This window comes from Mesorhizobium sp. WSM1293 (assembly GCF_000513875.1).
Taxonomy (GTDB): domain Bacteria; phylum Pseudomonadota; class Alphaproteobacteria; order Rhizobiales; family Rhizobiaceae; genus Mesorhizobium; species Mesorhizobium ciceri.
Map to the genome: position 1 here is coordinate 144876 of NZ_AZUV01000012.1, position 21509 is coordinate 166384.

Annotated in this window: 20 protein-coding genes and 1 tRNA gene; 10 read left to right on the forward strand and 11 right to left on the reverse strand. The window is 61.7% G+C overall.

Annotated elements, in window-relative coordinates; all coding sequences use genetic code 11:
• Nucleotides 1-10 precede the first annotated feature (10 nt).
• Together metH and M729_RS0117045 are read right to left on the reverse strand one after the other, a co-directional pair.
• A complete protein-coding gene (gene metH / locus M729_RS0117040) occupies nt 11-3820 on the reverse strand; it encodes a methionine synthase (protein ID WP_027162302.1) in 3810 nt (1269 codons plus the stop codon).
• 130 nt (nt 3821-3950) lie between these two features.
• On the reverse strand, nt 3951-4769 hold the full coding sequence (locus M729_RS0117045; protein ID WP_027162303.1) for an alpha/beta hydrolase: 819 nt from the start codon (nt 4767-4769) through the stop codon (nt 3951-3953).
• 190 nt (nt 4770-4959) lie between these two features.
• Here M729_RS0117045 and M729_RS0117050 point away from each other — a divergent pair, with 190 nt between their 5' ends.
• Genes M729_RS0117050 through M729_RS0117070 form a run of 5 tightly spaced genes read left to right on the forward strand, consistent with a single transcriptional unit; the run spans nt 4960 to nt 9583 of the window.
• Nucleotides 4960-6213 (forward strand): ABC transporter substrate-binding protein, encoded by a 1254-nt coding sequence (locus M729_RS0117050; RefSeq protein WP_027162304.1) that lies wholly within the window; start codon nt 4960-4962, stop codon nt 6211-6213.
• Between the two features lie 3 nt (nt 6214-6216).
• Nucleotides 6217-6954 (forward strand): ATP-binding cassette domain-containing protein, encoded by a 738-nt coding sequence (locus tag M729_RS0117055; protein WP_024504790.1) that lies wholly within the window; start codon nt 6217-6219, stop codon nt 6952-6954.
• A complete protein-coding gene (locus tag M729_RS0117060; protein ID WP_027162305.1) occupies nt 6951-7664 on the forward strand; it encodes an ABC transporter ATP-binding protein in 714 nt (237 codons plus the stop codon). The genes M729_RS0117055 and M729_RS0117060 overlap by 4 nt, the downstream gene beginning before the upstream one ends.
• Nucleotides 7665-7676: 12 nt before the next feature.
• On the forward strand, nt 7677-8552 hold the full coding sequence (locus M729_RS0117065) for a branched-chain amino acid ABC transporter permease (protein ID WP_027162306.1): 876 nt from the start codon (nt 7677-7679) through the stop codon (nt 8550-8552).
• Nucleotides 8549-9583 (forward strand): branched-chain amino acid ABC transporter permease, encoded by a 1035-nt coding sequence (locus tag M729_RS0117070; protein ID WP_027162307.1) that lies wholly within the window; start codon nt 8549-8551, stop codon nt 9581-9583. The genes M729_RS0117065 and M729_RS0117070 overlap by 4 nt, the downstream gene beginning before the upstream one ends.
• 24 nt (nt 9584-9607) lie before the next feature.
• Here M729_RS0117070 and M729_RS0117075 read toward each other — a convergent pair whose 3' ends face one another.
• Nucleotides 9608-10924 (reverse strand): ArgE/DapE family deacylase, encoded by a 1317-nt coding sequence (locus M729_RS0117075; protein ID WP_027162308.1) that lies wholly within the window; start codon nt 10922-10924, stop codon nt 9608-9610.
• 57 nt (nt 10925-10981) lie between these two features.
• Nucleotides 10982-11887: a MurR/RpiR family transcriptional regulator gene (locus tag M729_RS0117080; RefSeq protein WP_013530207.1), complete on the reverse strand. Its 906-nt coding sequence runs from the start codon at nt 11885-11887 to the stop codon at nt 10982-10984.
• A gap of 227 nt (nt 11888-12114) precedes the next feature.
• On the opposite strand from M729_RS0117080, the gene M729_RS01000000135300 reads away from it, so the two are divergent.
• From M729_RS01000000135300 to M729_RS0117095, 3 genes are all read left to right on the forward strand, one after another.
• Nucleotides 12115-13197: a sigma-70 family RNA polymerase sigma factor gene (locus M729_RS01000000135300; RefSeq protein ID WP_167355185.1), complete on the forward strand. Its 1083-nt coding sequence runs from the start codon at nt 12115-12117 to the stop codon at nt 13195-13197.
• Nucleotides 13198-13284: 87 nt separating this feature from the next.
• Nucleotides 13285-13821: a carboxymuconolactone decarboxylase family protein gene (locus M729_RS0117090; protein WP_013530205.1), complete on the forward strand. Its 537-nt coding sequence runs from the start codon at nt 13285-13287 to the stop codon at nt 13819-13821.
• A gap of 110 nt (nt 13822-13931) precedes the next feature.
• Nucleotides 13932-14456, forward strand: a complete 525-nt coding sequence (locus M729_RS0117095; RefSeq protein WP_027162310.1) for an OsmC family protein — start codon at nt 13932-13934, stop codon at nt 14454-14456.
• Nucleotides 14457-14641: 185 nt separating this feature from the next.
• Here M729_RS0117095 and M729_RS0117100 read toward each other — a convergent pair whose 3' ends face one another.
• The 3 genes from M729_RS0117100 to M729_RS0117110 all read right to left on the reverse strand — a co-directional run bounded on the left by M729_RS0117100 (nt 14642) and on the right by M729_RS0117110 (nt 17369).
• Nucleotides 14642-16216 carry a DUF882 domain-containing protein gene (locus tag M729_RS0117100; RefSeq protein WP_050596277.1) on the reverse strand — a complete coding sequence of 525 codons (1575 nt, stop codon included), beginning with the start codon at nt 16214-16216 and terminating at the stop codon, nt 14642-14644.
• 320 nt (nt 16217-16536) lie between these two features.
• Nucleotides 16537-16611, reverse strand: a tRNA-Thr gene (locus M729_RS0117105).
• Nucleotides 16612-16937: 326 nt separating this feature from the next.
• On the reverse strand, nt 16938-17369 hold the full coding sequence (locus M729_RS0117110) for a hypothetical protein (RefSeq protein ID WP_027162312.1): 432 nt from the start codon (nt 17367-17369) through the stop codon (nt 16938-16940).
• A gap of 121 nt (nt 17370-17490) precedes the next feature.
• Between M729_RS0117110 and M729_RS0117120 the strand changes: the two genes are divergently transcribed.
• Nucleotides 17491-17718, forward strand: coding sequence for a hypothetical protein (locus tag M729_RS0117120; RefSeq protein WP_027162313.1), 228 nt, complete (start codon nt 17491-17493; stop codon nt 17716-17718).
• Here M729_RS0117120 and M729_RS01000000135305 read toward each other — a convergent pair.
• Both M729_RS01000000135305 and M729_RS0117130 read right to left on the reverse strand, forming a co-directional pair.
• Entirely contained in the window at nt 17705-17980 is a 276-nt protein-coding gene (locus M729_RS01000000135305; protein ID WP_032808699.1) for a DUF768 domain-containing protein, read from the reverse strand. The genes M729_RS0117120 and M729_RS01000000135305 overlap by 14 nt on opposite strands.
• 24 nt (nt 17981-18004) lie before the next feature.
• Nucleotides 18005-18886 (reverse strand): RNA ligase family protein, encoded by an 882-nt coding sequence (locus tag M729_RS0117130; protein WP_032808700.1) that lies wholly within the window; start codon nt 18884-18886, stop codon nt 18005-18007.
• Nucleotides 18887-18967: 81 nt separating this feature from the next.
• Here M729_RS0117130 and M729_RS0117135 point away from each other — a divergent pair, with 81 nt between their 5' ends.
• A complete protein-coding gene (locus M729_RS0117135) occupies nt 18968-19165 on the forward strand; it encodes a hypothetical protein (RefSeq protein ID WP_032808701.1) in 198 nt (65 codons plus the stop codon).
• Between the two features lie 218 nt (nt 19166-19383).
• On the opposite strand, the gene M729_RS0117140 is transcribed toward M729_RS0117135, so the two are convergent.
• Both M729_RS0117140 and M729_RS0117150 read right to left on the reverse strand, forming a co-directional pair.
• Complete coding sequence (locus M729_RS0117140) at nt 19384-20004, reverse strand: hypothetical protein (protein WP_156949305.1); 621 nt, start codon at nt 20002-20004, stop codon at nt 19384-19386.
• A gap of 537 nt (nt 20005-20541) precedes the next feature.
• The gene (locus tag M729_RS0117150) at nt 20542-21306 is read right to left on the reverse strand and encodes a hypothetical protein (RefSeq protein WP_027162318.1); all 765 of its coding nucleotides are present in this window, start codon (nt 21304-21306) and stop codon (nt 20542-20544) included.
• Nucleotides 21307-21509: the final 203 nt, after the last annotated feature.

Here is a 21509-nt window from a genome sequence, read left to right on the forward strand (position 1 = left end):
CCGGCATCGGCTATTCAGCCGCCTCGGCATAGTGTGCCGGCACGTAGTTGAGGATGGGGCCAAGCCAGCGCTCGGCCTCGACCAACGGCATCGCCTTGCGGCGCGCATAATCCTCGACCTGGTCGCGCTCGACCTTGGCGACGCCGAAATAATAGCTTTCGGGATGCGACAGATAGATCCCCGAGACGGATGAACCCGGCCACATCGCATAGCTTTCGGTCAGGCTCACGCCGGCATTGCCTTCGCCGTCGAGCAGCCGGAACAAAGTCGCCTTCTCGGTATGGTCGGGCTGAGCCGGATAGCCGGGCGCCGGTCGGATGCCGCAATAGGGTTCGCCGATCAGCTCGTCGGGCGCCAGCGATTCGTCTGGCACGTAGCCCCAGAATTCCTTGCGCACCTTCTCATGCATGCGCTCGGCAAAGGCTTCGGCGAAGCGGTCGGCCAGCGCCTTGACCATGATCGAGGAATAGTCGTCGTTGGCGCGTTCGAAGCGTTCGGCGATCGCCACCTCCTCGATGCCGGCGGTGACGATGAAGCCGCCGATGTAATCGGCCTTGCCGCACTCCGCCGGCGCGACGAAGTCCGCCAGTGCAACATTGGCCTTGCCGTCGCGCTTGGTCAGTTGCTGGCGCAAGGTGAAGAACGTCGCCAGTTCCTGCGACCGCTTCTCGTCCGTAAACAGCCTGATGTCGTCGCCGACGGCGTTGGCCGGCCAGAAGCCGATGACGCCGCGCGGCGCGAACCACTTTTCGGCAATGATCTTGTTCAGCATCGCCTGCGCATCCTCGAACAGCTGGCGCGCGGCGGCGCCTTGCGCCTCGTCTTCGAGTATTTTGGGATAGCGGCCCTTCAGCTCCCAGGTCTGGAAGAACGGCGTCCAATCGATGTAGCGCGCGAGCTCGGTCAGGTCCCAGTTCTCGAACACCTTCACGCCTGTGAAGGACGGCTTCGGCGGCTCATATTCGGACCAGTCTATCCGATGCGCATTGGCCCTCGCCTTGGCCAGCGGCAAACGCTGCTTGTCGGCTTCCGAGCGGGCATGCGCATCGGCGACCTTCTTGTATTCGGCGCGCACCGTATCGACAAAGCCGCCCTTGCTCTCGTTGGACAGCAAGGATGAGACCACGCCGACCGCGCGGCTGGCGTCGGTGACATAGACCGTCTGCCCCTTGCTGTAGCGCGGGTGGATCTTCACCGCCGTGTGCACGCGGCTGGTCGTCGCGCCGCCGATCAGCAGCGGAATGTCGAAGCCTTCACGCTCCATCTCGGCAGCCATGTGCGCCATCTCGTCCAGCGACGGCGTAATCAGGCCGGACAGGCCGATGATATCGACATTTTGCTCGCGCGCCGTCTGCAGGATCCTGGCCGCCGGCACCATGACGCCGAGATCGATGATCTCGTAATTGTTGCAGGCGAGAACCACGCCGACGATGTTCTTGCCGATGTCATGGACATCGCCCTTGACCGTCGCCATCAGGATTTTTCCGGCCGTTTTGCGTTCGCCATTGTCGATGCCGTTGGCGGCGTTTGCCAGCTTCTCGGCTTCCATGTGCGGCAGCAGTCCAGCCACCGCCTGCTTCATCACCCGCGCCGACTTCACCACTTGCGGCAGGAACATCTTTCCCGCACCGAACAGATCGCCGACGACGTTCATGCCGGCCATCAGCGGACCTTCGATGACATGCAGCGGCCGCTCGGCGGCAAGCCGTGCTTCCTCGGTGTCGGCGTCGATGAATTCGGTGATGCCGTTGACCAGCGCATGGCTGATCCGCTGTTCGACAGTCCATTCGCGCCAGACGAGATCGCGCTCCTGCGCTTCCTTGCCGGCCGTGCCCTTGAAGCGTTCGGCGATCTCCAGCATGCGTTCGGTGGCGGTGCCGCCGGCCTTGGGCGCGCGGTTGAGCACGACATCCTCGCAGGCCTCGCGCAGATCAGGCTCGATCGTATCGTAGACGGCGAGCTGGCCGGCATTGACGATGCCCATGTCCATGCCGCGCTGGATGGCATGGTAAAGGAATACGGCATGCATGGCCTCGCGCACCGGCTCGTTGCCACGGAACGAGAAAGACAGGTTCGACACGCCGCCGGAAATGTGGACATGCGGCAGCGTCGCGGTGATCTCGCCGGCCGCCTCGATGAAGTCGACGCCGTAATTGTCGTGCTCCTCGATGCCGGTGGCGATGGCGAAGACATTGGGATCGAAGACGATGTCCTCGGGCGGGAAGCCGCCCTGCTCGGTGAGGAGCTTGTAGGCGCGGGTGCAGATCTCGACCTTGCGCGCCTTGGTGTCGGCCTGGCCGTCCTCGTCGAAGGCCATAACGACGACGGCGGCGCCATAGGCGCGGACCAGCCTGGCATGATGCAGGAAGGCTTCTTCGCCCTCCTTCATCGAGATGGAGTTGACCAGCGGCTTGCCCTGCACGCATTTCAAGCCGGCTTCGATGATCTCCCATTTCGAACTGTCGACCATGACAGGAACGCGGGCGATGTCCGGCTCGGCGGCGATCAGGTTGAGGTATTCGACCATGGCCTTCTTCGAATCGATCAGACCCTCGTCCATGTTGATGTCGATGATCTGCGCGCCGTTGGCGACCTGGTCGCGGGCGACGTCGAGCGCGGCGACATAGTCGCCCGCCGTGATCAGTTTCCGGAACTTGGCCGAGCCGGTGACATTGGTTCGCTCGCCGACATTGACGAAGGGGATCTCGTCGGTGAGCGTGAATGGCTCCAGCCCGGACAGGCGCATCCTGGGCTCAATGTCCGGAATGGCGCGCGGCGGATACTTCCGCACCGCCTCGGCGATGGCGCGGATGTGCTCCGGCGTCGAGCCGCAGCAGCCGCCGACGACATTGACCAGTCCCTCACGCGCGAAATCCTCGATCTGGGCGGCCATGAAGTCCGGAATTTCGTCATACCGGCCGAATTCGTTGGGCAGGCCGGCATTCGGATAAGCGCAGACAAAGGTGTCGGCGACACCGGATATTTCGGCCAGATGCGCTCGCATGGCGTTGGCGCCGAGCGCGCAGTTGAGGCCGATGGTGAAGGGGTTGGCATGGCGCACCGCATGCCAGAAGGCGGTCGGCGTCTGGCCCGACAGCGTGCGGCAGGAGAGGTCCGTGATGGTGCCCGAAATCATCACGGGCAGGCGCACGCCCTTCTCGATGAAGATCTCTTCCGCCGCGAAGATCGCCGCCTTGGCGTTCAGCGTGTCGAAGATGGTCTCGATCAGGATGATGTCGGCGCCGCCATCGATCAACCCGCGCAGCTGCTCGCCATAGGCGAGGCGCAAATCGTCGAAGGTCACGGCGCGATAGCCGGGATTGTTGACGTCGGGCGACATCGAGGCGGTGCGGTTGGTCGGCCCGAGCGCTCCGGCGACAAACCTTCGCTTGCCGTCCTGCTGCTCGGCCCGAACAGCGGCGCGCCTGACCAGCCGCGCGCCATCGCGGTTCAGCGCATAGACGGCATGTTCCATGCCGTAGTCGGCCTGGGCGATCGAGGTCGAGGAGAAAGTATTGGTCTCCAGGATGTCGGCGCCTGCGATGGCGTACTGGTAATGGATCTCCTCGATCGCCCCGGGCTGGGTCAGGATCAAAAGGTCGTTGTTGCCCTGCTGATGGCAGGCGCAGCCGGCGAAAGCCTCGCCGCGGAATTGGTCCTCGTTAAACCCGAGGCCCTGGATCTGGGTGCCCATGGCGCCGTCGAGGATGAGAATGCGCTCGCGTGCCGCCGCTGTCAGCGCGGCAAGCACTTCCGAGCCGTCCGGTTTTGCCGCGACGGGGCCGAACAATGCGTCCAGCGAGGCAGAATTCTGCGACATTTTTTATCCCTTTGGCGACAGGCCTTTTCATGTCACATAAGGATATCTTTATGTCAATATACGGCAGATGCGCGTGATTGTCACCCACCCAACGCGAAGGCGGGTCCGTGGCGCCGGTTTTCCGACGGACCTACGCTCTGTCGACGCTCGCCAGGAAGCGGGCGAAGACCGGATCGAAGCGATCGGGCGAATCCCAGAACGGCGCGTGGCCGGATTTGTCGAGCAGATTCGCCTTGCCTTCCCATAGATTGGAGAATTTCACAGCCGAGACGAAATCGGTGTTGACGAATGGCTCGTCGATGCCGTTCAGAACGGCGATCGGCGGCGTCTTGCCGGCCACGATCTCGCGCTGGTTCCGGCCAGTGCCGGCCGCGAACTTTTCGAACATCAGGCGCCGCGCCCGTCCATCGGTGCGCGCCACCGTGTCGATGAGAAACGGCTCGAACGGCTCGCCGCAAGTGCTGCGCGCATAGGCCTCCACGTCGGCGCCGGTGAAGGTCTCCTGCCCGGCGAGATGCATATGCGGGCTCGGCTTGAATCCGCTGCCGACCTCCTCGGGCGAGACAGGCGGCGTGCCGGTGATCATCAAGCCAAGCAGGCCGGGAAAGCGGTCGATCATCTCAAGCCCGATATGGCCGCCGAGCGACCAGCCGAAGACGATGGCCTTGTCGATGCCGAGCAGCCCGAGCACTTCGGTCATGGCATCGGCATAACCTTCCATGCTGTAGGAACGCTCTGGATCGATCGCATCGCCGGACGCTCCATGGCCGGGCAGGTCGGGAGCGATGAGGTGATATCGCTCGCCCAACGGGCCGTCCAACTGGTTGCGGAAAACGGCACTGGAAGATGAATTGCCGTGGATCAGCATGACAGCGGTTCCCTGGCCGCTGGTCTCACGCACCGCGATCTTGCCGTGGCTGGTTTCAAGGGTCTTCTGCGAGATCGTCATTGTCCGCTCCGTCGGGACTTGCCCTGTTTTAATGCAGTTGCGCAGCAAAGCGCCACGGCTTCCATACCTTTGCGGGAACCATCTTCCCGGCCAGGTTGCGTTGAAAAATCCTTTTCAAATAAGAACAATTATGCGTAGATTGTCAATTATCCAACTCCCGATGAACGGGAGGAAAACAGGGAACAGCACGATGAAGCCCAAATCCGCCGCAAGTCGAATCCGCCATATACTGATGAGCACGACGTTGATCGGCATGTTTGCCGCATCAGCCGCCCCCGCCTTTGCCGACGTCGTCAAGATCGGCCTGCTTGCGCCGCTCACCGGCCCTGCCGCGGCGGACGGCCAGGAATTCCAGCGCGGCGTGCAGATGGCCATCGACGAAGCGAACGCAGCCGGCGGCGTTGCCGGGGATACGTTCGAACTGGTGGTCGGCGACGTCAAGGATCAGTCCGCCGGCAACGTCACCAGCGCCGTCGAACGCCTGCTTGGCGATCCGGGCGTGCACTTCATGCTGACCGGCTATGCCAGCTTGACCAATTTCGAGATCGACAACATGGCCGAGGCGGAAATGCCCTACATGCTGGCGGCCACCTCGCAGCAGACCAGGGACATCATCGCGCCGAGCCCCGACAAATACATGTGCTGCTGGTCACTGACGCCTTCCTTCGACGCCTACAACACCGACGTCACCCTGTTCGTCGAGAAGCTCGCGGCCGACGGCAAGATCACCCTGCCGACCAAGAAGGTCGCCATCATCTCGTCCGACAATGCCTATTCGAAGACCATCTCCGAAGGCATGAAGAAGACGTTCAAGGAGAAGGGCTGGACCATCACCGTCGACGAGATCGTACCCTTCGGCGAAGTGACCGACTGGCGTTCGATCCTCGCCAAGGTGCGCGAGAACGTTCCCGATGTCGTCATCAACACCGACTATCTGCCGGGCAATTCGGCGTCGTTCCTCAACCAGTTCCTCGAGCAGCCGACTAAGAGCCTCGTCTTCCTGCAATACGCGCCGAGCGTTCCGGAATTCGTCGAGCTGACTGGCAACAAATCGGATGGCGTCATCTACAACCTGCTCGGCGGCGCGCTGACGACGCCGAAGAACCCGCGCGCCGATGAGGTGGCAGCCAAGTTCAAGGCAAAATACGGCGTCGAGAGCGGCACCTACGGCGTCGGCCTCTACGAAATGACCAATGTCTATTTCGATGCGGTCAAGAAGGTCGGGGGTGCATCCGACCATGCGGCGATCATGAAGGCGCTGTCGGAGACCGACAAGCAGGTCGCGGAAGGGCGGCTGAAATTCGATCCCGCCACCCACCTGGCCACGCAGGGCGACGACTATATTCCGATCACCTTCTTCCAGATCTGGGATGGCCAGCGCACGCTGATCTCGCCGGAGAAATATGCCACCGGCGCCTTCAAGCTCCAGCCCTGGATGAAGTAGGGAATGGCCCTGCTTGAACTGGACGACGTGTCGAAGGCCTTCGGTTCGCTGAAGGCCGTCGATGGCGTGTCGTTCAAGGTCGAGGCCGGCGAGATCTTCGGCATCGCCGGCCCAAACGGCAGCGGCAAGAGCACCCTGTTCAACATCATCACCGGCATCCCGTTCGGGCCCGACCGGGGCAACATCCGCTTTGACGGCATTGCCATAAACGGCAAATCGGGACACGCCATCGCGCGCCTCGGCCTTGCCCGGACCTTTCAGCGCGAGACCAGCTTCGACGGGCTGACCGTGTTCGAGAACGCGCTGATCGGCGCCAGCTACGGCAAGCAGGAAAAGACAGCGGCCACGGCCCGCAATGCCGCCGCCGAGGCGCTGGAGTTCGTCGGCCTGGGATCCCAGTCGTTCGGCCGGCTTGCCGGCGAATTGTCCGTGTTCGAGCGCAAATGCCTGATGCTTGCCACGGCGATCGCCATGCAGCCACGCATGCTCTTGCTCGACGAGCCGGCATCGAGCCTGACCAAACCCGAGATCGAGACGTCGATCGGCCTGATCCGCCGCACCGCCGAACGCGGCATCACCATCCTGTTGATCGAGCACGTGCTGACTTTCCTGATGAGCCTTTCGCAGCATCTGCTGGTGCTCAACAATGGCCGCGTCCTGGCCGCCGGCGATCCGGCAGGCGTGATCGCCGATCCGCACGTCATCGAGGCCTATCTCGGCACGAGGAGGTCGGCGGCGTGAATCCCATCCTCAGCGTCGAAGGCGTCATCGCCGGCTATGGCCGCGTCACCGTGCTGCACGACATCTCGCTGGAGGCCGGCCGCTTCGGCAATGTCGGCCTGTTCGGCCCCAACGGCCATGGCAAGACGACGCTGCTGCGTGCGATCTCCGGGCTTCTGCAGCCGAAGAGCGGCCGCATCCTGTTCGACGGGCAAGACATTGTCGGCCACAGCGCACGCGCCATCGTCGGCGCCGGCCTGATCCATGTGCCGCAAGGCAATCGGCTGTTTCCCGATCTCTCGATCGCCGACTGCATGGCGCTCGGCGCCTATTCGCCGCGGGCCCGGCCGCATGAGGCGGAAAACCGCGAAAAGGTGGTCAAGCTGTTCCCGAAACTGGCGGAACGCTGGCGCCAGCGCGTGCGCACGCTGTCGGGCGGCGAGCGCCAGATGGTGTCGATCGGCACGGCGCTGATGAGCCATCCGCGCCTGCTGATCCTCGACGAGCCGACGCTGGGGCTGGCGCCCAAGATCAAGGACGAGCTCTGCGCCTCCGTCATGGACATTTCGCGCGGCGGCGTACCGCTCATCGTCGTCGAGCAGGACATCGAATTCCTGCTGGAACTGACGCAGCAACTCTACCTCGTCAACCATGGCGCCGTTGCGACCGAGATCAAGCCGGGCGAAAGCCTCGACCACGGCGAGATCATGTCGATGTATTTTGGCCATTAGGAAAATCCGAAGATGAGCGCATTGGCGGAAATCCTGTTCGGCGGCCTGTTCCAGGGCTCGCTCTACGCCATGATGGCGGTCGGGCTGGCTCTGGTCTGGACGACGATCGGCGTGTTCAATTTCAGCCATGGCGTGTTCATGATGCTGGGCGCCTACATCGCCTGGCAGCTGGTCGAACTCGGTCTGCCGGCGGCGGTCGCCTTTCCCATCGCCGTCGTCGTCATGGCCGGCGTCGGCTGGATCCTGCAGGTGAGTGTCGTGCGGCCGCTGATCGGCCGACCCAACATCGTGCTGGTCGTCGTCATCACCACGCTGGCAGCCGGGTCGCTGATCGAGAACGGCGCGCTGACCATCTGGGGACCGCGCTCGAAGCAGATCCCGGCGCTGATCACCGGCAACACCACCGTCGGCGCCGTCGGCGTCTCCCTGCACCAGATCGCCATCATCGTCATCACGCCGCTGATCCTGGCCGCACTTTGGATGTTCCTCAACCGCACGCGGCTCGGGCTGGCGCTGCGCGCCGTGGCGCAGAATGAAGATGCCAGCCATCTGGTCGGGCTGAACGTCACCGCGCTCTATGGGCTGGCCTTCGCCATTGCCGCGTCGCTTGCAGGCCTCGCCGGCATCTTCATGGGCGGCTATCGTTTCATGTCGCCGGTGATGGGCAGCGACCCGCTGCTCAAGGCGCTGATCGTCGTCGTATTCGGCGGAATATCGAGCATCTCGGGACCGATCTTCGCCGCCTATCTGATCGGCTTCTTCGAGGCCGCCTGCAGCTATTATTTCGGCCTGTACTGGACGCCGGCGCTGCTGTTCGGCGTGCTGATCCTGACCCTGATGGTGCGCCCCGAGGGCATCTTTGCCAGCCGCTCCCGAGGCCTAGCATGACCGACACGACATCGCCGATCACCCTTAGCCACACAGAGGCGGCAACCCCGATCGCTCCCGGCCGCACGCCGTGGAAGCAGGAGGCCATCGGCTTCGTGCTCGGCTTCGCCTTTCTGGCACTGCTGCCGCTGATCTTCGGCGACACCTATGCCCGCCACATCCTGATCATGGCCTTCATCTATGCGATCGTCGCCTCGAACTGGGACCTCAGCCTCGGCTATGGCGGCGTCTTCAATTTCGGCCATCTGGCGCTGTTCGGCATCGGCGTCTATGCCTACAGCCTGCTGACCAAGCTGGCCGAATTCGATCCGTGGATCGCGCTGTTTGCCAGCGGTGTCATCGCCACCCTGGCGGCGATCCTGGTGACCATCCCGATCCTGCGGCTGAAGGGCATCTACATCATCCTGGTCACTTTCGGCTTCGCGCAGCTGGTGATGCAGGTGATCATCAGCCAGTCCGCCATCACCGGCGGCACGCAAGGGTTGGTGCGCATTCCCGGGCTATACGTCTTCGACCACAACATGGTCCGTGACGGCAAATCAGCCTATTTCTACATCGCGCTGGCGCTGCTGGTGGCGAGTACCCTGTTCCTGCGCGTGTTCGTGCGCTCACGCACCGGGGCCAGCATCGTCGCCTTGCGCGACAATGAGGAATACGCCATCAGCCGCGGCGTCTCGATCGTGCGCCAGCGCATGCTGACGCTTGCCGCGAGCGCCTTCTTCACCGGCATCGCCGGCGCCTTCTACGCCGCCTACCAGCGCAATGCCTCGATCGACGTCTTCGGCATGAGCCTTGCGACCATCATCCTGTCGATGGTGCTGCTTGGCGGCACCAGCACTATTTACGGCGCCATCATCGCCTCTTTCGTGCTGACGATCTTCGCCGAATGGATGGCCGATTTCGGCGCGTGGCGGCCGATGATCACGGCGGTGCTGATCATCGGCGTGATGCTGGCCTACCCGAGCGGCTTGGTCGGCATGATCAAGGCTTCATGGGGCGCCGTCGCCGGACGCCTGAAGCGCCCAGCCTGATCGGCTCGGAGCGGCGGCTCCGCCTCAGCGGATGCCGCACCAATCGATGACGGACGCCGCGATCACCTTGGCGGTCTCGACCACCGATTCGACCTCGACATATTCGTCGGAACCGTGAAAGCCGTCGCCTGACGGGCCGAAGATGACACCGTCGACGCCGGCGCCGGCATAGTGCGCGGCATCGCACACGGCGACGAAGCCACGCGCCTGCGGCGCCTTGCCGACCATGGCCTTGCGCTTCATCAGCGATCTCACCAGCGGATGGTCGACCGGCGTGTTCATCGGCGGAAAATGCAGCCCGCCGAGCTCCCATTGGATCGCAGGCGGGTTGTCGCGCAGCCACGCATCGGTCTGAGCGAAATGGTGGACGAACGCCTCGAAATCGCGGCGATAGTCGGCCGAGTTCTCGTCGGGCAGGAATTTCATGTCGAGATCGAGCACCGCGACATCGGGAATGATGGCCGGGTTGGTCATCACGGTCGGCAGGCCGTGCTCGCCAAGGCCGGTGCCGCCATGCATGACGCCGATGTTGATGGTGTTCATGCCGAGCGGCAGCAGCGGATGGGATTTTGCTCGCGTCCGGTCCAGCTCATACTGGCGCATGGCGGCAATGAAGCGGGCGGCGATCTCGATCGCATTGACGCCCGGCTCCAGCCGGTCCTTGTCGTGGCGCTGCGGATAGATCTCGTTGTAGCGCAGCGCCGAATGGGCGTTGCGGCCACGGATCGTCACCCGCGCCCATTCCAGCCCGCCTTCGACCGGCAGGACATCGCCCCAGGTCGGTTCGGCGACCAGTACCGCCTTGGCGAGCTTGCCCTTCTTCACCGCGTCCATGGCGCCGAAGCCGCCGGCTTCCTCGTCGACGACCGAGTGGATGGCGAGCCGGCCCTGCAGCGTGATGCCCGCCTTGCGGATCGCGCGCGCGGCGGCGATGCAAGCGGCGACGCCGCCCTTCATGTCGACGGCGCCGCGGCCATAGAGCCGGCCATTGGTGATTTCGCCGCCGAACGGATCGACCGACCAGTCCTTCATCGCGCCGACCGGCACGACGTCGATATGGCCGCACAGGATCAGGCTGCGGCTCTCGTCTCCCGCCCATTCGCCGACCAGATTGGGCCGCCCGGGCAAGGCATCCCATTGCTCTGTCCTGAACCCGTCCTGCTTGAGGATCGGTTCGAGCAGCGCCTGGACATCCGCCTCGCGGTTGATCGCCGGATTGGGCTCGAATTTGGGGTTGACCGAAGGGATGCGGACCATGTCGCGGGTCAGGCCGATCAACCAGTCGCGATCGGTCTCGATCTCAGCCTGCACGGCGTCGATGATGGTCTGGTTGTCGGGCATTGTCGCTTCCTTTTCTGCGTCGCGGCGCTTTGCATCGCTGCACTGGGCGCAACGACACTATTTCCTTGTGGCTTTGGATTTGGCGGCGTCGTCGGCCGATGACGATAGGACGGTATCGAGCGTGACCGCGTTGGCGCTGCGGATCTTCTCGATGTCCTCGATGCGCTTGCGCACCCCGGCGCCATGGCCCTCCAGCGCGTGGGCAAAGACGGTTTCCATCTGGGCAACGGCCGTCGCCAGCGTGTCGAACGGCGAGTTGGCGTCGATCGCCGCGACCATGGTCAGGTCCGCGATGTCAGATATCGGCGACAGCCAGACATCGGTGAACAGCAGGATGGAGACGCCGCGCTCCTTGGCCTGCTGGGCAAAGCTCACCACGTCCGACTGGTAGCGCCGGTAATCGAACACGACGAGGAGGTCGCGCTTGCCAAGGTCGATCAACAGGTCGAAATCGGCGGGACTCAACGAACCGATGTCGCGCACGCCGGAGCGGAACTGCAGGAGATAGCCGGCCAGCATGGAGGCGATATGCCGGCTGAACCGGCCGCCCAGCAGCACGACCTGGCCCTTGCTCTCGAGCAGCATGTTGACGGCGCGCGTGTAGGCCTGCACCGGCACAGCCGTGCGCGTACGCTCCAGGCTGTCGGAAACCGAATGGAAATAGGCAAGTGCGGTGCCTTCGCTGGAGCCGCCCGGACGCTTGGCCTCCATCATCAAAAGCGGCGAATGCAGCCTGGATTCGACTTCGGTGAGCAGGCGTGCCTGGAAATCGGCAAAGCCGACATAGCCAAGCTTGGTCATCAGCCGCGTCACGCTCGGGTCGCTGACGCCGGCGCGCCGTGCCAGCCGGGTTGCGGTGCCCAGCCCCGACATCGGGTAATCGGCGAGCAGGACCTGGACGATCTTCTCTTCCGCGGAGGTGAACGCCACGGTCGTGTTGGCCAGTTCTTCGCGGATCGACATGGTCATCGCCTATCGCTGACGGAAGATGATTATCTTACAATTTTGTGAAATGGTGTCAAATCTGGAAAAAGTTTTACAGGATTGAATCTAGCCGCGTAGATCGCCCGCATCCGCCAGAATCCAATCCTTGCTCACTGCCATATGCACTTTCGATCTCGCTTGAGTATCTTGGCGGCGAGCCTGGTTCTCACGGACCCCGTTCCGGGGCCGGTTGTTACGGACGTGAAGTGAGGGTCATAACCTCAATCCAAAACCCCATCAAAGCGTCATTGGTGAACTGGTGCCCGCCGAACACGGATCGTGACGAAGCTGAACTGGCATTCGAACTTTTTCGCCAGTTGATGCATCTTAAGTCCATGGGCTACGAAACTCATATCGTGCCGAGTGATGCCGAACTGGCCCTTGCCGCTCGGGGCGGCGATTGTGGTTGCCTCGGCCTGCTGCTGGAACGTCATCGCGCACGGCTCTATGCGATAGCGCTGAACATGCTCGGCTATGGGGCGGACGCCGAAGATGCTGTGCATGAGACTTTCCTGATCGCGCTGAGGCGCATCGGCGAACTCAAGGATCCGCAAGCCGTCGGTGGCTGGCTTCGCACTGTGTTGCACCGCTGTTGCCTGCAACAATTGCGTCGAAGACGACGCGAGATCTTGACCGCCGACATTCCAGACCGCCCAGACGAACGCGCAAGCATTGAGGAGCGGCTGGAGAAAGTCGCGCTTCGCGAATGGGTTTGGGACGCCCTACGCAAGCTTCCCGAGCCGCTGCAGGCGACCGCCATGTTGCGCTATTTCGGAAGCTATCAGTCTTACGAGGAACTGGCCGCCATTCTGGGTGTCCCGATTGGGACGGTTCGCAGTCGTTTGTCGCAAGCCAAACGCAAGCTTGCCGAGATGCTGCTGGAAACGGCGGGCCTTGCCGACACAGAGGCTCGCTCGCAGTCTCGCGAGCGCCAGCGATTCTACTCCGAAATTTTCAATGGGCTCAACCAGCATGGCGAGCGTGACCGCTTCCTTGGGCACTTTGCAGAGGACCTGCATCTTGTCCGCGGGACGAGCAAACCAGTGCTGGGTCGCTCATTCCTTGCCTGGGAAGTCGACGCCGACACGGAAGCCGGCGTCCGCCTGGAACCGCAGCGCATTCTCAGCGCCAGCCAGGTCACTGTGATCGAGGGACTATTCGTCAATCCGCCGGAAGACCCTTTCCACTGCCCGCCGGGTGTCGTCCTGGTGATCTTTCAGCGAGACGGCAAGGCCCGACGCTTGCATCTTCATCTTTCGCCGCGTCCGCCTAGAATCGACGACGACTGATCGAACTTTTTCTCCCGTCCGTGACTCCTTACAGCACGCGGGCATCATCTGGCCCGGATGCAAATGGTTCCAAAGAGGAGAGAGATCATGTTCGCCTTCGCAGTTCCCCATGTTGCTTCCATCGCACACCACGGCGAGCTCGGGCCCAGCCGCTCGCGCCGCCTCCTTCACACGGCGTTCGCATCGACTGTCGTCTGCGCCACATTGTTGTCATCAGGCTTAGGCTGGGCCGGTCAGGCTGAGGTCGACGCCACCTATAAGGACGTCGAGCGGACGCTCGGCTCGGTGCCGACCTTTCTCCATCAGGTTTCAAAAGCAGCGCTGCCGGGCGCATGGGCAGAGGTGAAGGCTCTGCAGTTCTCCAGCGAAACCGCCCTGCCGCCGAAGGTCAAGGCTCTGATCTCGCTCGCCGTCTCCGCACAAATTCCCTGCCAGTATTGCATCTGGGAAGACACCGAGAGCGCAAAACAGGCGGGCGCAACGGAGGACGAGATCGAAGAGGCCGTCGCTATCGCCGCTCTGTCACGGCACTGGAGCACGATCTTCAACGGCATGCAGGTCGACTTTGAGACCTTCAAGAAGGATCTCGGCGGCGACGCTCAGGCTGCCGCGCCTGCCAAGTAGCGCGAGCCTTGTCGGCACATTGTCGGGATTGGGGCCAGGCCGCGGCAACCGTCGTCGGCATCCGCGGACCGGAATAGGGAGTGGAATTCTCATTTTACAGGGAGGTAAAGATGCCAGTAGTCTTCGGAGAAACCGTCAGCACAGTCAAAGATATCGTGTCCGTGCTAAAGAAACACGGTGACGCGGTGCGTGGCACCTATCGTGCCCGCTACCGCTTCGACCCGCAATCAGGCGATCCTTACACAACACCGCTACTGGAGCGACCGGCGAGCCTCAAGGACAATTCGCCGACCGCCGTCTTTCCCTGGGAGCAGATCTTTGCCGCGGCGGCTGTGTGCGCCGGCTCGGATTATCCGATGCTGGCAGCGCATGCGGGAGTCGATCTTCGTTCGGTCGATTTCATCGCGGAAGGCGTGTTCGACCCGCGTGGCGAGTTCGACGGACTTGATGGGCTCGCGGCGCCCGTGGACGCCCGGCATTGCTACGTGTCCCTGCACCTCAGCGCGACCGTGTGTTCTTCGGCGCCCCGCGCCGATCTGGAGAAAATTCATGAGCGCGCGATCTCGCACAACATGGTGCTTGGCGCCCTTAGAGGAATTCCCATGACCAGCGAATTGGTGATTCACCAGGCGTGATCCGTGTCGCAGAACGCGCCCGCTGGGCGGCCTGTGGCTTAGTCCCGCCGGTTGCGGCCGGCGGGCCAAATGTGCCTCGTGCACGTTTGCGCCACCACGATCCTGGGTTGCGAATCCCGTAACGGCCCCGGCCATCGATATGGCGCAACACATTTCGATACTGGATCGAACGGTGCTTTCGCCCTCTATTTGAAACTGGCGATGGGCAGGAATTTCACCGCGGAGCCGGTGAAGCGGCGGTGATCGGACGTCCGTCCCCGCGGTTGGAATCCATCGAGATAGACATGCTCCGGCGCCGTGCGGATGAAATTGGCGGCAATCATGGGCGCCCCTGTTGATGCGGCCCCACCGGTAATAGCGCGATCTGCCTCGGAATCGGGGCGCCGCTGGACACGGTCGGCCTTGGGGTTCGTCCTGACGCGATCTTCTGGCTTTGACGCCGGCGCCGCGATCCGCTCGCCGGCCAGCCCGTCGTCGGGGTGATGCATGGCCAGCAAGACACCGATGGCATCGCCAGATTTGGCTGCTTCCAGCTGGCGCGTCGGGCTTGACTGGCTTTCCGGCCGCCATGTCGGCAATGGGACGTTGAGCGCCATCATGTCCGGCGCGACGCTCGTGGCAGCGGCATCGGCATTCGCGGCGTCCGGCTTGGCAACGGCCAGCTCGGCCTGCGCCGTGGACGCGCCGGCGATTGCCAACGGTGCGGTTTCCGGGGTGGGAACGGGTGCCGTGAACTCGGCGCGCGGTGCGAAGGCCGGCAGCGGCACTGAGCCCGGCGCCATCGCCATGACGATCGCTTCAGGCGTCTTCCCCTTCTGCCCGGCAAGCGGTTCTTCGCCTGGATCGCTGGCAGCAATCTGGATGTCCGCCCGCTGGGCATCCTGCGGCGGCACGATAGCGATACGCTGTCCGGCCGGTCTGGGTTCGACGGACCTCGCCGGTTTGCGTGGCGCCGGCACCGCTTCCGCGACATCGTCGGACTCGTCTGCGCCGCCCCCGCCCAAGAGCGTCGCCAGCAGGCCACGCGGCCTGCGTTGGCCGCCGTCGACGCTTGCCAGCTCGATGTTGGGCGTGCCGGCGCCCTTGCGCGATTTGTAGGCGGCAAACGCCTGCTCATAGCCGGGCAGCGGTTTGCCGTCGCTCGGCACATGCAGTGTGTTGCCGTTCGGAAATACCCTGGCGAGTTCCTGGCGGCTGATGCCCGGCCAATGCCGCACATTGCCGACATCCATGTGTATGAAAGGCGAACCGGAGGTGGGGTAATAACCCACGCCGCCGCCCTGCATTTTGAGGCCGATGTCGCGCAGCTTCTTCAGCGGCACATCCGGCAGGAAGAAATCCATCGCGCGGCCAACCATGTGTTGGCTCTCCCGGGCCACACCCTTCGAGCGGCTGCGCAGCATGGCGTTCGTCGCCGGCGAACGATAGGCGCTGACCACATGGATATAGGCTGTCGAGCCGCTGGCGCGATAGGCCTGCCAGACAAGATCGAGCAGGCGCGGATCCATCTTCGTCGGTTCGTTGCGACGCCAGTCGCGCAGCATGAGATTGATCTTCTTCAATCCCGCCGGATCATAGCGCCCATTGCGCTTGAAGACGATTTCAGCCTTCTCGCCCGTATGGAGATGTTGAATCCTCAAAGCACGCGTCTCCGCGAACGCGCCGGTAGCGCACAGGCAAAGGAACGCTGCGATGATGGCAGGCAGGGTCCAAAGACGGGAAGCACCGGGGGCGTTTTGCACGTTTTCGCTCACGTTCATGCCTTGCACGTTCTTTTGTTTCGGGCGATTTAGATTTCCGCCCAGATCAGGAGCCTTTCGGCCCTCTTCCTGACAAGCATGGATCTGACCGGCGAAGACGGGCATCCATGCCACAATACGTCATGTCGATGAATAGCATCTTGGTTAATGAATCGTGTCTTGCCGGGATGCGCTTCGGCTGGATTTGCCTGTGGCAGCCATTTTCTGAAGCAATGAACCGCTGATCGGGTCTGCCGGCACGAGAGCCGCGCCATCCCATGTACCCGCCTCGCCCTCGCAAATGCAGAGGACGATCGTGCGGCAACAGGGATGTTGGAAACTGGTGCTGCGAGAGAGGATTGAACTCTCGACCTCTCCCTTACCAAGGGAGTGCTCTACCACTGAGCTACCGCAGCAACGGGCGTCTGAATAACCGCTGTCACCTTGAATTGCAAGGCGTTGAGCCCCTTTTCGGCACCCCGCGCCAATTTGGTACGTTGGTGCCAATGTGGCACCACACGGGCACTGCGCACACAGCAGCCAGCACCATTCGAGTGAGAGCTACACCATTCTTGTAACCTGCTTGGTGCCACAACGGTTTCGAATTAAATAGAGCCCCGTACAGAGGTTTCTCGCACCCCCGCCCTTCACTCACTACCAGGAACGGGCTCCGCGCGCGTCCTTGGCCCCGCCACGGCTCGAATTGATGCGGTTGCGCGGGTTTGCCTCCCCCCGATTCTCGCTAGAAGCCTTTTGCTTGGGCATAAGGCGACGGCTTTCGTGGCATGTCGGCCAGGTAATCGGTGAACTCACGCTCAAGCGCAGCGACCGCTTTTTCCTTGGTAGGCTCACGTCCGCGCTGCCCCCCATGCTTGCGCCAGCGGTCGTCATGCGTGGAGATCGACCAGGCCCAGGTGCCGGCGCTCGGACCGTGCTGCTCACCCAAGATGCGGCCGACGCTGTCTGATCCGAGGAAGGTGGGAGCAAAATCATGCGGTCGCGCCCCTCCACTGATGATGGTCCGGTCCCAATCGAGCCAGAGCCGTGCGCCACGATCCCGAACAAACCGGACTGCCTCAACTATGGTCTCGAAAGACCGGATCGGCTCGCCGTCCTCCAGCACCTCATAACCATCGGCCGCGGCGTCGCGGACCTTCAATCGATCAGCCGGCATCGTCGATCATCCTGGTGTACATGAGGGCCGAGATAGGATCGTCATCTTGAGCGGTCAAGCCGGTCGACAGCCTCAGCCTTTCATGCATTGCTGCCAAACAATCGTGAACCGAGGAGATCCTATGAGCAATCAAATCCATAACGAGCGCATTAAAATGCGGGCCGACTACATCAACAATCTCGCTGCAGTAGCAATGTCGACCGGCGTCATCATCCCTGCGGTGACCGCAGCTCTTACCACCCAAGAGCTAGGTTGGCGCACATTCATACCCCTGCTTATTGGAGGCATCTCGGCGACAGTGCTGCGCTTTTTGGTATCAGCTGAGTTGGCGCACCTCAAAGAAGATTGAGGGCCGGTTCCGGCGAGCGCAGCGATATCAATCCATGATCAGGGTCAAGGAGTGCCGCCTTCGCGATGGTCAATGGATTCGGCGATGACCTCGAACATTTGGGCACTTCCTCGGTAATCTCGGTCGTGGCGATGCCTGCTTTGTCGGCCGCTTTCATCGCTTTGTCTGCAAGATCGCTGATGACAACCGGATCGTCGATAGCGGTTTCGGGCAGCTGCTCTGCCATCCATTTGTCGAGGAAATTGATGCCGCGTGTGCTCATGAGGCAAGAATCCCCTCGGAACACTTAGGTTCCGTCGTCCCGCAAATCCTGCACCGAAGCATGGCGCAGCTTAGCCTCGCCGCGCAGATACCGCACTCGGGCCGTCATGCCAGGTCCGACCCACTCCACATTCGGGCCGACCACCGCCGTCGGCACGCCGGCAGGCGGTTGACCCTTGCGCACGCGCGCCATCAGCCGCTCGCGCAGCGCCTTGGTCAGCGCAATTGTGGCAGGACCAGCATATTTACCGTCGCGTGCCATCAGCCCGACCGTCTCCTTGCCCGGCTCGCGCTTGATGCCCAGCAGGTCGAACTCGCCGAACTCCCAGCACTTGGTCTTGACCCAGATATCGGACGGCCCGCTTCGGTAGGGGCTGCCCTGGCGCTTCGAGACGATGCCCTCCAGGCCCATCTTCTCAGCCGCTTCGTAGAACTCGGCGCCACCGCCCAGAACGTGCTGGCTGTATTGGATGATGCCCTTGGCCGGCTTCACCAAATCCCACAAAATCTCTTTGCGCACGATCGCCGGCCGCTGACGCAGATCCTCACCGTCCAGATACAGGATGTCGAAAGCGACGAAGGCCAGCAGCTCCGCGTTCCAGACCATACGGGAGTGCATGGCGTGAAAGTTGGGCCGCCCATCCGGTTCCGGCGCGATCACCTCGCCGTCGATGATAAATGATTTGGCCTTCAGCTGCTCGGCCGCGGTGACGATCGGCCAATAGCGCTTCGACCAGTCATGGGCGTTCCTGGTGAAGGCGCGAACGCCGGCCCAATCCCGGATCAGCTGGGTGCGGAAGCCGTCGAATTTGATCTCGTGAAGCCAATCGTCGCTGACGGGCGGCTCCAGCACCAGCAAAGGCTCCTGCGGCTTGATGAACTTCAATCGCGGTTCCGCGTTACGCATGCACACAAACTCCAGACGCAACTCAAGGCGCGATAGGCGGGTTTGGTTGCATTTTAGACAAATTGAATATGAGAATGGTTGATGAAGATCGAAGCTGATGAATGCCGGGCAGCGCTGACACTGATCAGACGCACGATCGAGGAGCACTGCCCGCCTGGTGTTTTGCCCAGCGAGGAGATGGTCAATGGGCTCTACAGTCCAGAGCTGATGGGCGAGGCCGAAGCCATCGCTGCCGCCATAGTAGCGACTGTCGCGAAACTCGAGGTTCAGCGTCGTTGAAGCCGCCGGCGCAGAGCATCAAGGAGTAGCCGACTGCGAGGACCTGTGGCGTTTGCCGACTGAGGCGCGGAAGAGTTCGCGGCTTGCTGTTGCTTCACTGCGATATCTAAGAGGATCGCGAGAAGCAGCAAACGAGCCGGAGCACGCGGGAGGCGGTCTGTCATGTCCGGGACAACGCGCCGAAGTAAGAAGTTCACGCTGTCCCCTCGGAGTAACCCCTAAGCGTTCCAGCCAATTACCTTGGTTTCATCAGGTGAGGCCAGCAATCCGATGCCCAACAGCATGTCGCTCAGGTCAATGTCGCATTGACAGATATGAGCCTGTGGGTCGCGAAGGCAGAGACGCAGTTGGGCTATGATTTCCGTCTTCAAAGCGTCCTTCTCAATGCCTTCAGGCAGCACCGCCTTGGGCACCAACGCTATGTCGCAATGCTCAGGACGATCGGGCTCTATCGGCGTCGCAAACAGCTCAACAGAATACATTCCCGTCGTGTCGATGCCTCTCACTTGTGCAACATCGAGCCAATAGGAGCCTCTGTAGTGGGTGGTGTCCTTGCCTCTACGAAGTTTCTTATCGGGTTTATCTGCTTGTTTTTGAGCTGTACTGGCAGCCGCGACTTTGCATCCGTAATTATGGACTTTCTCGAGGGTATCGAGAAGATCACATCTGCCACCCGACATGGTCTCAGCCTGTACACCATCATCGTAAGCTTCAGGTCGGAACTTCGCCAGCACAGAAGCCGGCGATACCACTCTCGGATCAGAAAGCTTTTGAACCGACCTCGGCACCAACGCACAAATGACGATTTCCTGGCATTCAACGGGGATTTGTGGCGGCATGCGGGGCGCCCAAAGCCTTAATTGCGTCCAGAACTTTGAAATCAGAAATGGTCTGCGACGGATATCGACACTTCACCTTAGTGAGCCGGTCGATATCGAGAACGGCAGCGGAGCCATGACTTATCGTCAGATACCTGCTCACTCGCGGTAGGTCCCAAGAGAAAACCACTGCGGTTCCGCTATGGGAAAATATTTGCGGCGCAGGCAGACTACGAGATTCAATTGCCGCCAGAACTCTCCATGCGTCATGCGCTGTGTCTAAGTCGACAGCTTCCTCGTCAAGATCGTCGTCCGTCGCGAAGAGTCGGATAGCACCGAAAAGGCCTATGTAGCGTTCTGACTGCATAGGAATCACAATCCCGGATGATACGCCTGATCCCTCTACCTCGAAGGCCCAAGCGGCATTTGCGGCGGAATTGCTTTTGCGGAAGATCAGATGTTGGCGGATGAAAGGAAGCGTCGATGCCGACGGCGTTTCATCCTCCTGTGGAAATCGAGCCGAGCCTGAAACGTAGAGTTTGTACCCATCCGCGAACATCAATCCAGGACCTTTATCGAGGGATCTGCGACAAATTTTGACGCCTCATTAAGCAGGATATCCCATATGGGTTTAAGCTCTCCTCCTTTAAAGACCACGTCGCTCGGCACCGTGTTGAAGTCACCGACGGCGTTAGCAGCAAATGTCTGCATTGCAGTCGGCGCGCTTTGAATCATCCCGGGGGTTAGCTCGAGACGAACGAATTGAAACGTTCCTACCGAATACCTCAGAAGCCTATTTATTTGGGTTTTATCTATCAATTTTGGCCGATTGACCTGTAGCGACACATCGGCGGCATCATCAAACGGAAACGGGTTTCCTGTCAGGCCGCTTATGGTTTTCGTAGCAGCAGCACCAGAAGGCTCGAGATTCATCAGATTGACAACACACGCCAGTCGGAGAGCCGGGATTTCAGGCCTACGAACACCATCTGCGTTGGCGGCTAAGAGGGCAGCTGGCTGTTCAACCAGTCCCGGTCCAAATTCCATCTCCACGGCTGACTGAACGAAATAGTCGACCCGTCCTGGCTGAATGGTCAACCGATACTGCAGTTGCTCAATTTGCGCCTCAGCAACTCCCAAAAAGGGGTTGTTCGGGCGCGGTACCTTGCTGGATTGGACCGATTCCGGTTCGGAACCGACGATGTCAGAGAACAATTGAGCAGGATTCAGATTTGTCGTGTCGGCTACGAACCACACAAACTGGAGGTTCAAAGCGCTCCATTCGGCCATCAGGTCCCCCCGGTTTTGAGGTTTCTGCACCATGTTTCGTCCATTGGCAAGTTTTTCAAGGCCTCGTCCGAGCGTGGGGCGATGTCATTTTCGTGAATTTTGATTGCCACGGAGGAAAGCCTGTCAGCCGATCTTCATATGAGGTGAGCAATTCGTAAACCTGCCTGGACAGCTCTGCTCTGAGGTCGAAGGCCCTAGAAAAAGAAAAGAACCCCACCGGCCGAAGCCGATGGGGA

Bases quoted from the DNA above. Each gene is read 5' to 3' on its own strand.
- M729_RS0117045 (WP_027162303.1), bottom strand. From the start codon at position 4,769: ATGACGATCTCGCAGAAGACCCTTGAAACCAGCCACGGCAAGATCGCG.
- M729_RS0117090 (WP_013530205.1), top strand. From the start codon at position 13,285: ATGTTCGCCTTCGCAGTTCCCCATGTTGCTTCCATCGCACACCACGGC.
- M729_RS0117095 (WP_027162310.1), top strand. From the start codon at position 13,932: ATGCCAGTAGTCTTCGGAGAAACCGTCAGCACAGTCAAAGATATCGTG.
- metH (WP_027162302.1), bottom strand. From the start codon at position 3,820: ATGTCGCAGAATTCTGCCTCGCTGGACGCATTGTTCGGCCCCGTCGCG.
- M729_RS0117100 (WP_050596277.1), bottom strand. From the start codon at position 16,216: ATGAACGTGAGCGAAAACGTGCAAAACGCCCCCGGTGCTTCCCGTCTT.
- M729_RS0117070 (WP_027162307.1), top strand. From the start codon at position 8,549: ATGACCGACACGACATCGCCGATCACCCTTAGCCACACAGAGGCGGCA.
- M729_RS0117110 (WP_027162312.1), bottom strand. From the start codon at position 17,369: ATGCCGGCTGATCGATTGAAGGTCCGCGACGCCGCGGCCGATGGTTAT.
- M729_RS01000000135305 (WP_032808699.1), bottom strand. From the start codon at position 17,980: ATGAGCACACGCGGCATCAATTTCCTCGACAAATGGATGGCAGAGCAG.
- M729_RS0117150 (WP_027162318.1), bottom strand. From the start codon at position 21,306: ATGGTGCAGAAACCTCAAAACCGGGGGGACCTGATGGCCGAATGGAGC.
- M729_RS0117120 (WP_027162313.1), top strand. From the start codon at position 17,491: ATGAGCAATCAAATCCATAACGAGCGCATTAAAATGCGGGCCGACTAC.
- M729_RS0117055 (WP_024504790.1), top strand. From the start codon at position 6,217: ATGGCCCTGCTTGAACTGGACGACGTGTCGAAGGCCTTCGGTTCGCTG.
- M729_RS0117080 (WP_013530207.1), bottom strand. From the start codon at position 11,887: ATGTCGATCCGCGAAGAACTGGCCAACACGACCGTGGCGTTCACCTCC.
- M729_RS0117140 (WP_156949305.1), bottom strand. From the start codon at position 20,004: ATGCCGCCACAAATCCCCGTTGAATGCCAGGAAATCGTCATTTGTGCG.
- M729_RS0117075 (WP_027162308.1), bottom strand. From the start codon at position 10,924: ATGCCCGACAACCAGACCATCATCGACGCCGTGCAGGCTGAGATCGAG.
- M729_RS0117135 (WP_032808701.1), top strand. From the start codon at position 18,968: ATGAAGATCGAAGCTGATGAATGCCGGGCAGCGCTGACACTGATCAGA.
- M729_RS0117065 (WP_027162306.1), top strand. From the start codon at position 7,677: ATGAGCGCATTGGCGGAAATCCTGTTCGGCGGCCTGTTCCAGGGCTCG.
- M729_RS0117050 (WP_027162304.1), top strand. From the start codon at position 4,960: ATGAAGCCCAAATCCGCCGCAAGTCGAATCCGCCATATACTGATGAGC.
- M729_RS0117130 (WP_032808700.1), bottom strand. From the start codon at position 18,886: ATGCGTAACGCGGAACCGCGATTGAAGTTCATCAAGCCGCAGGAGCCT.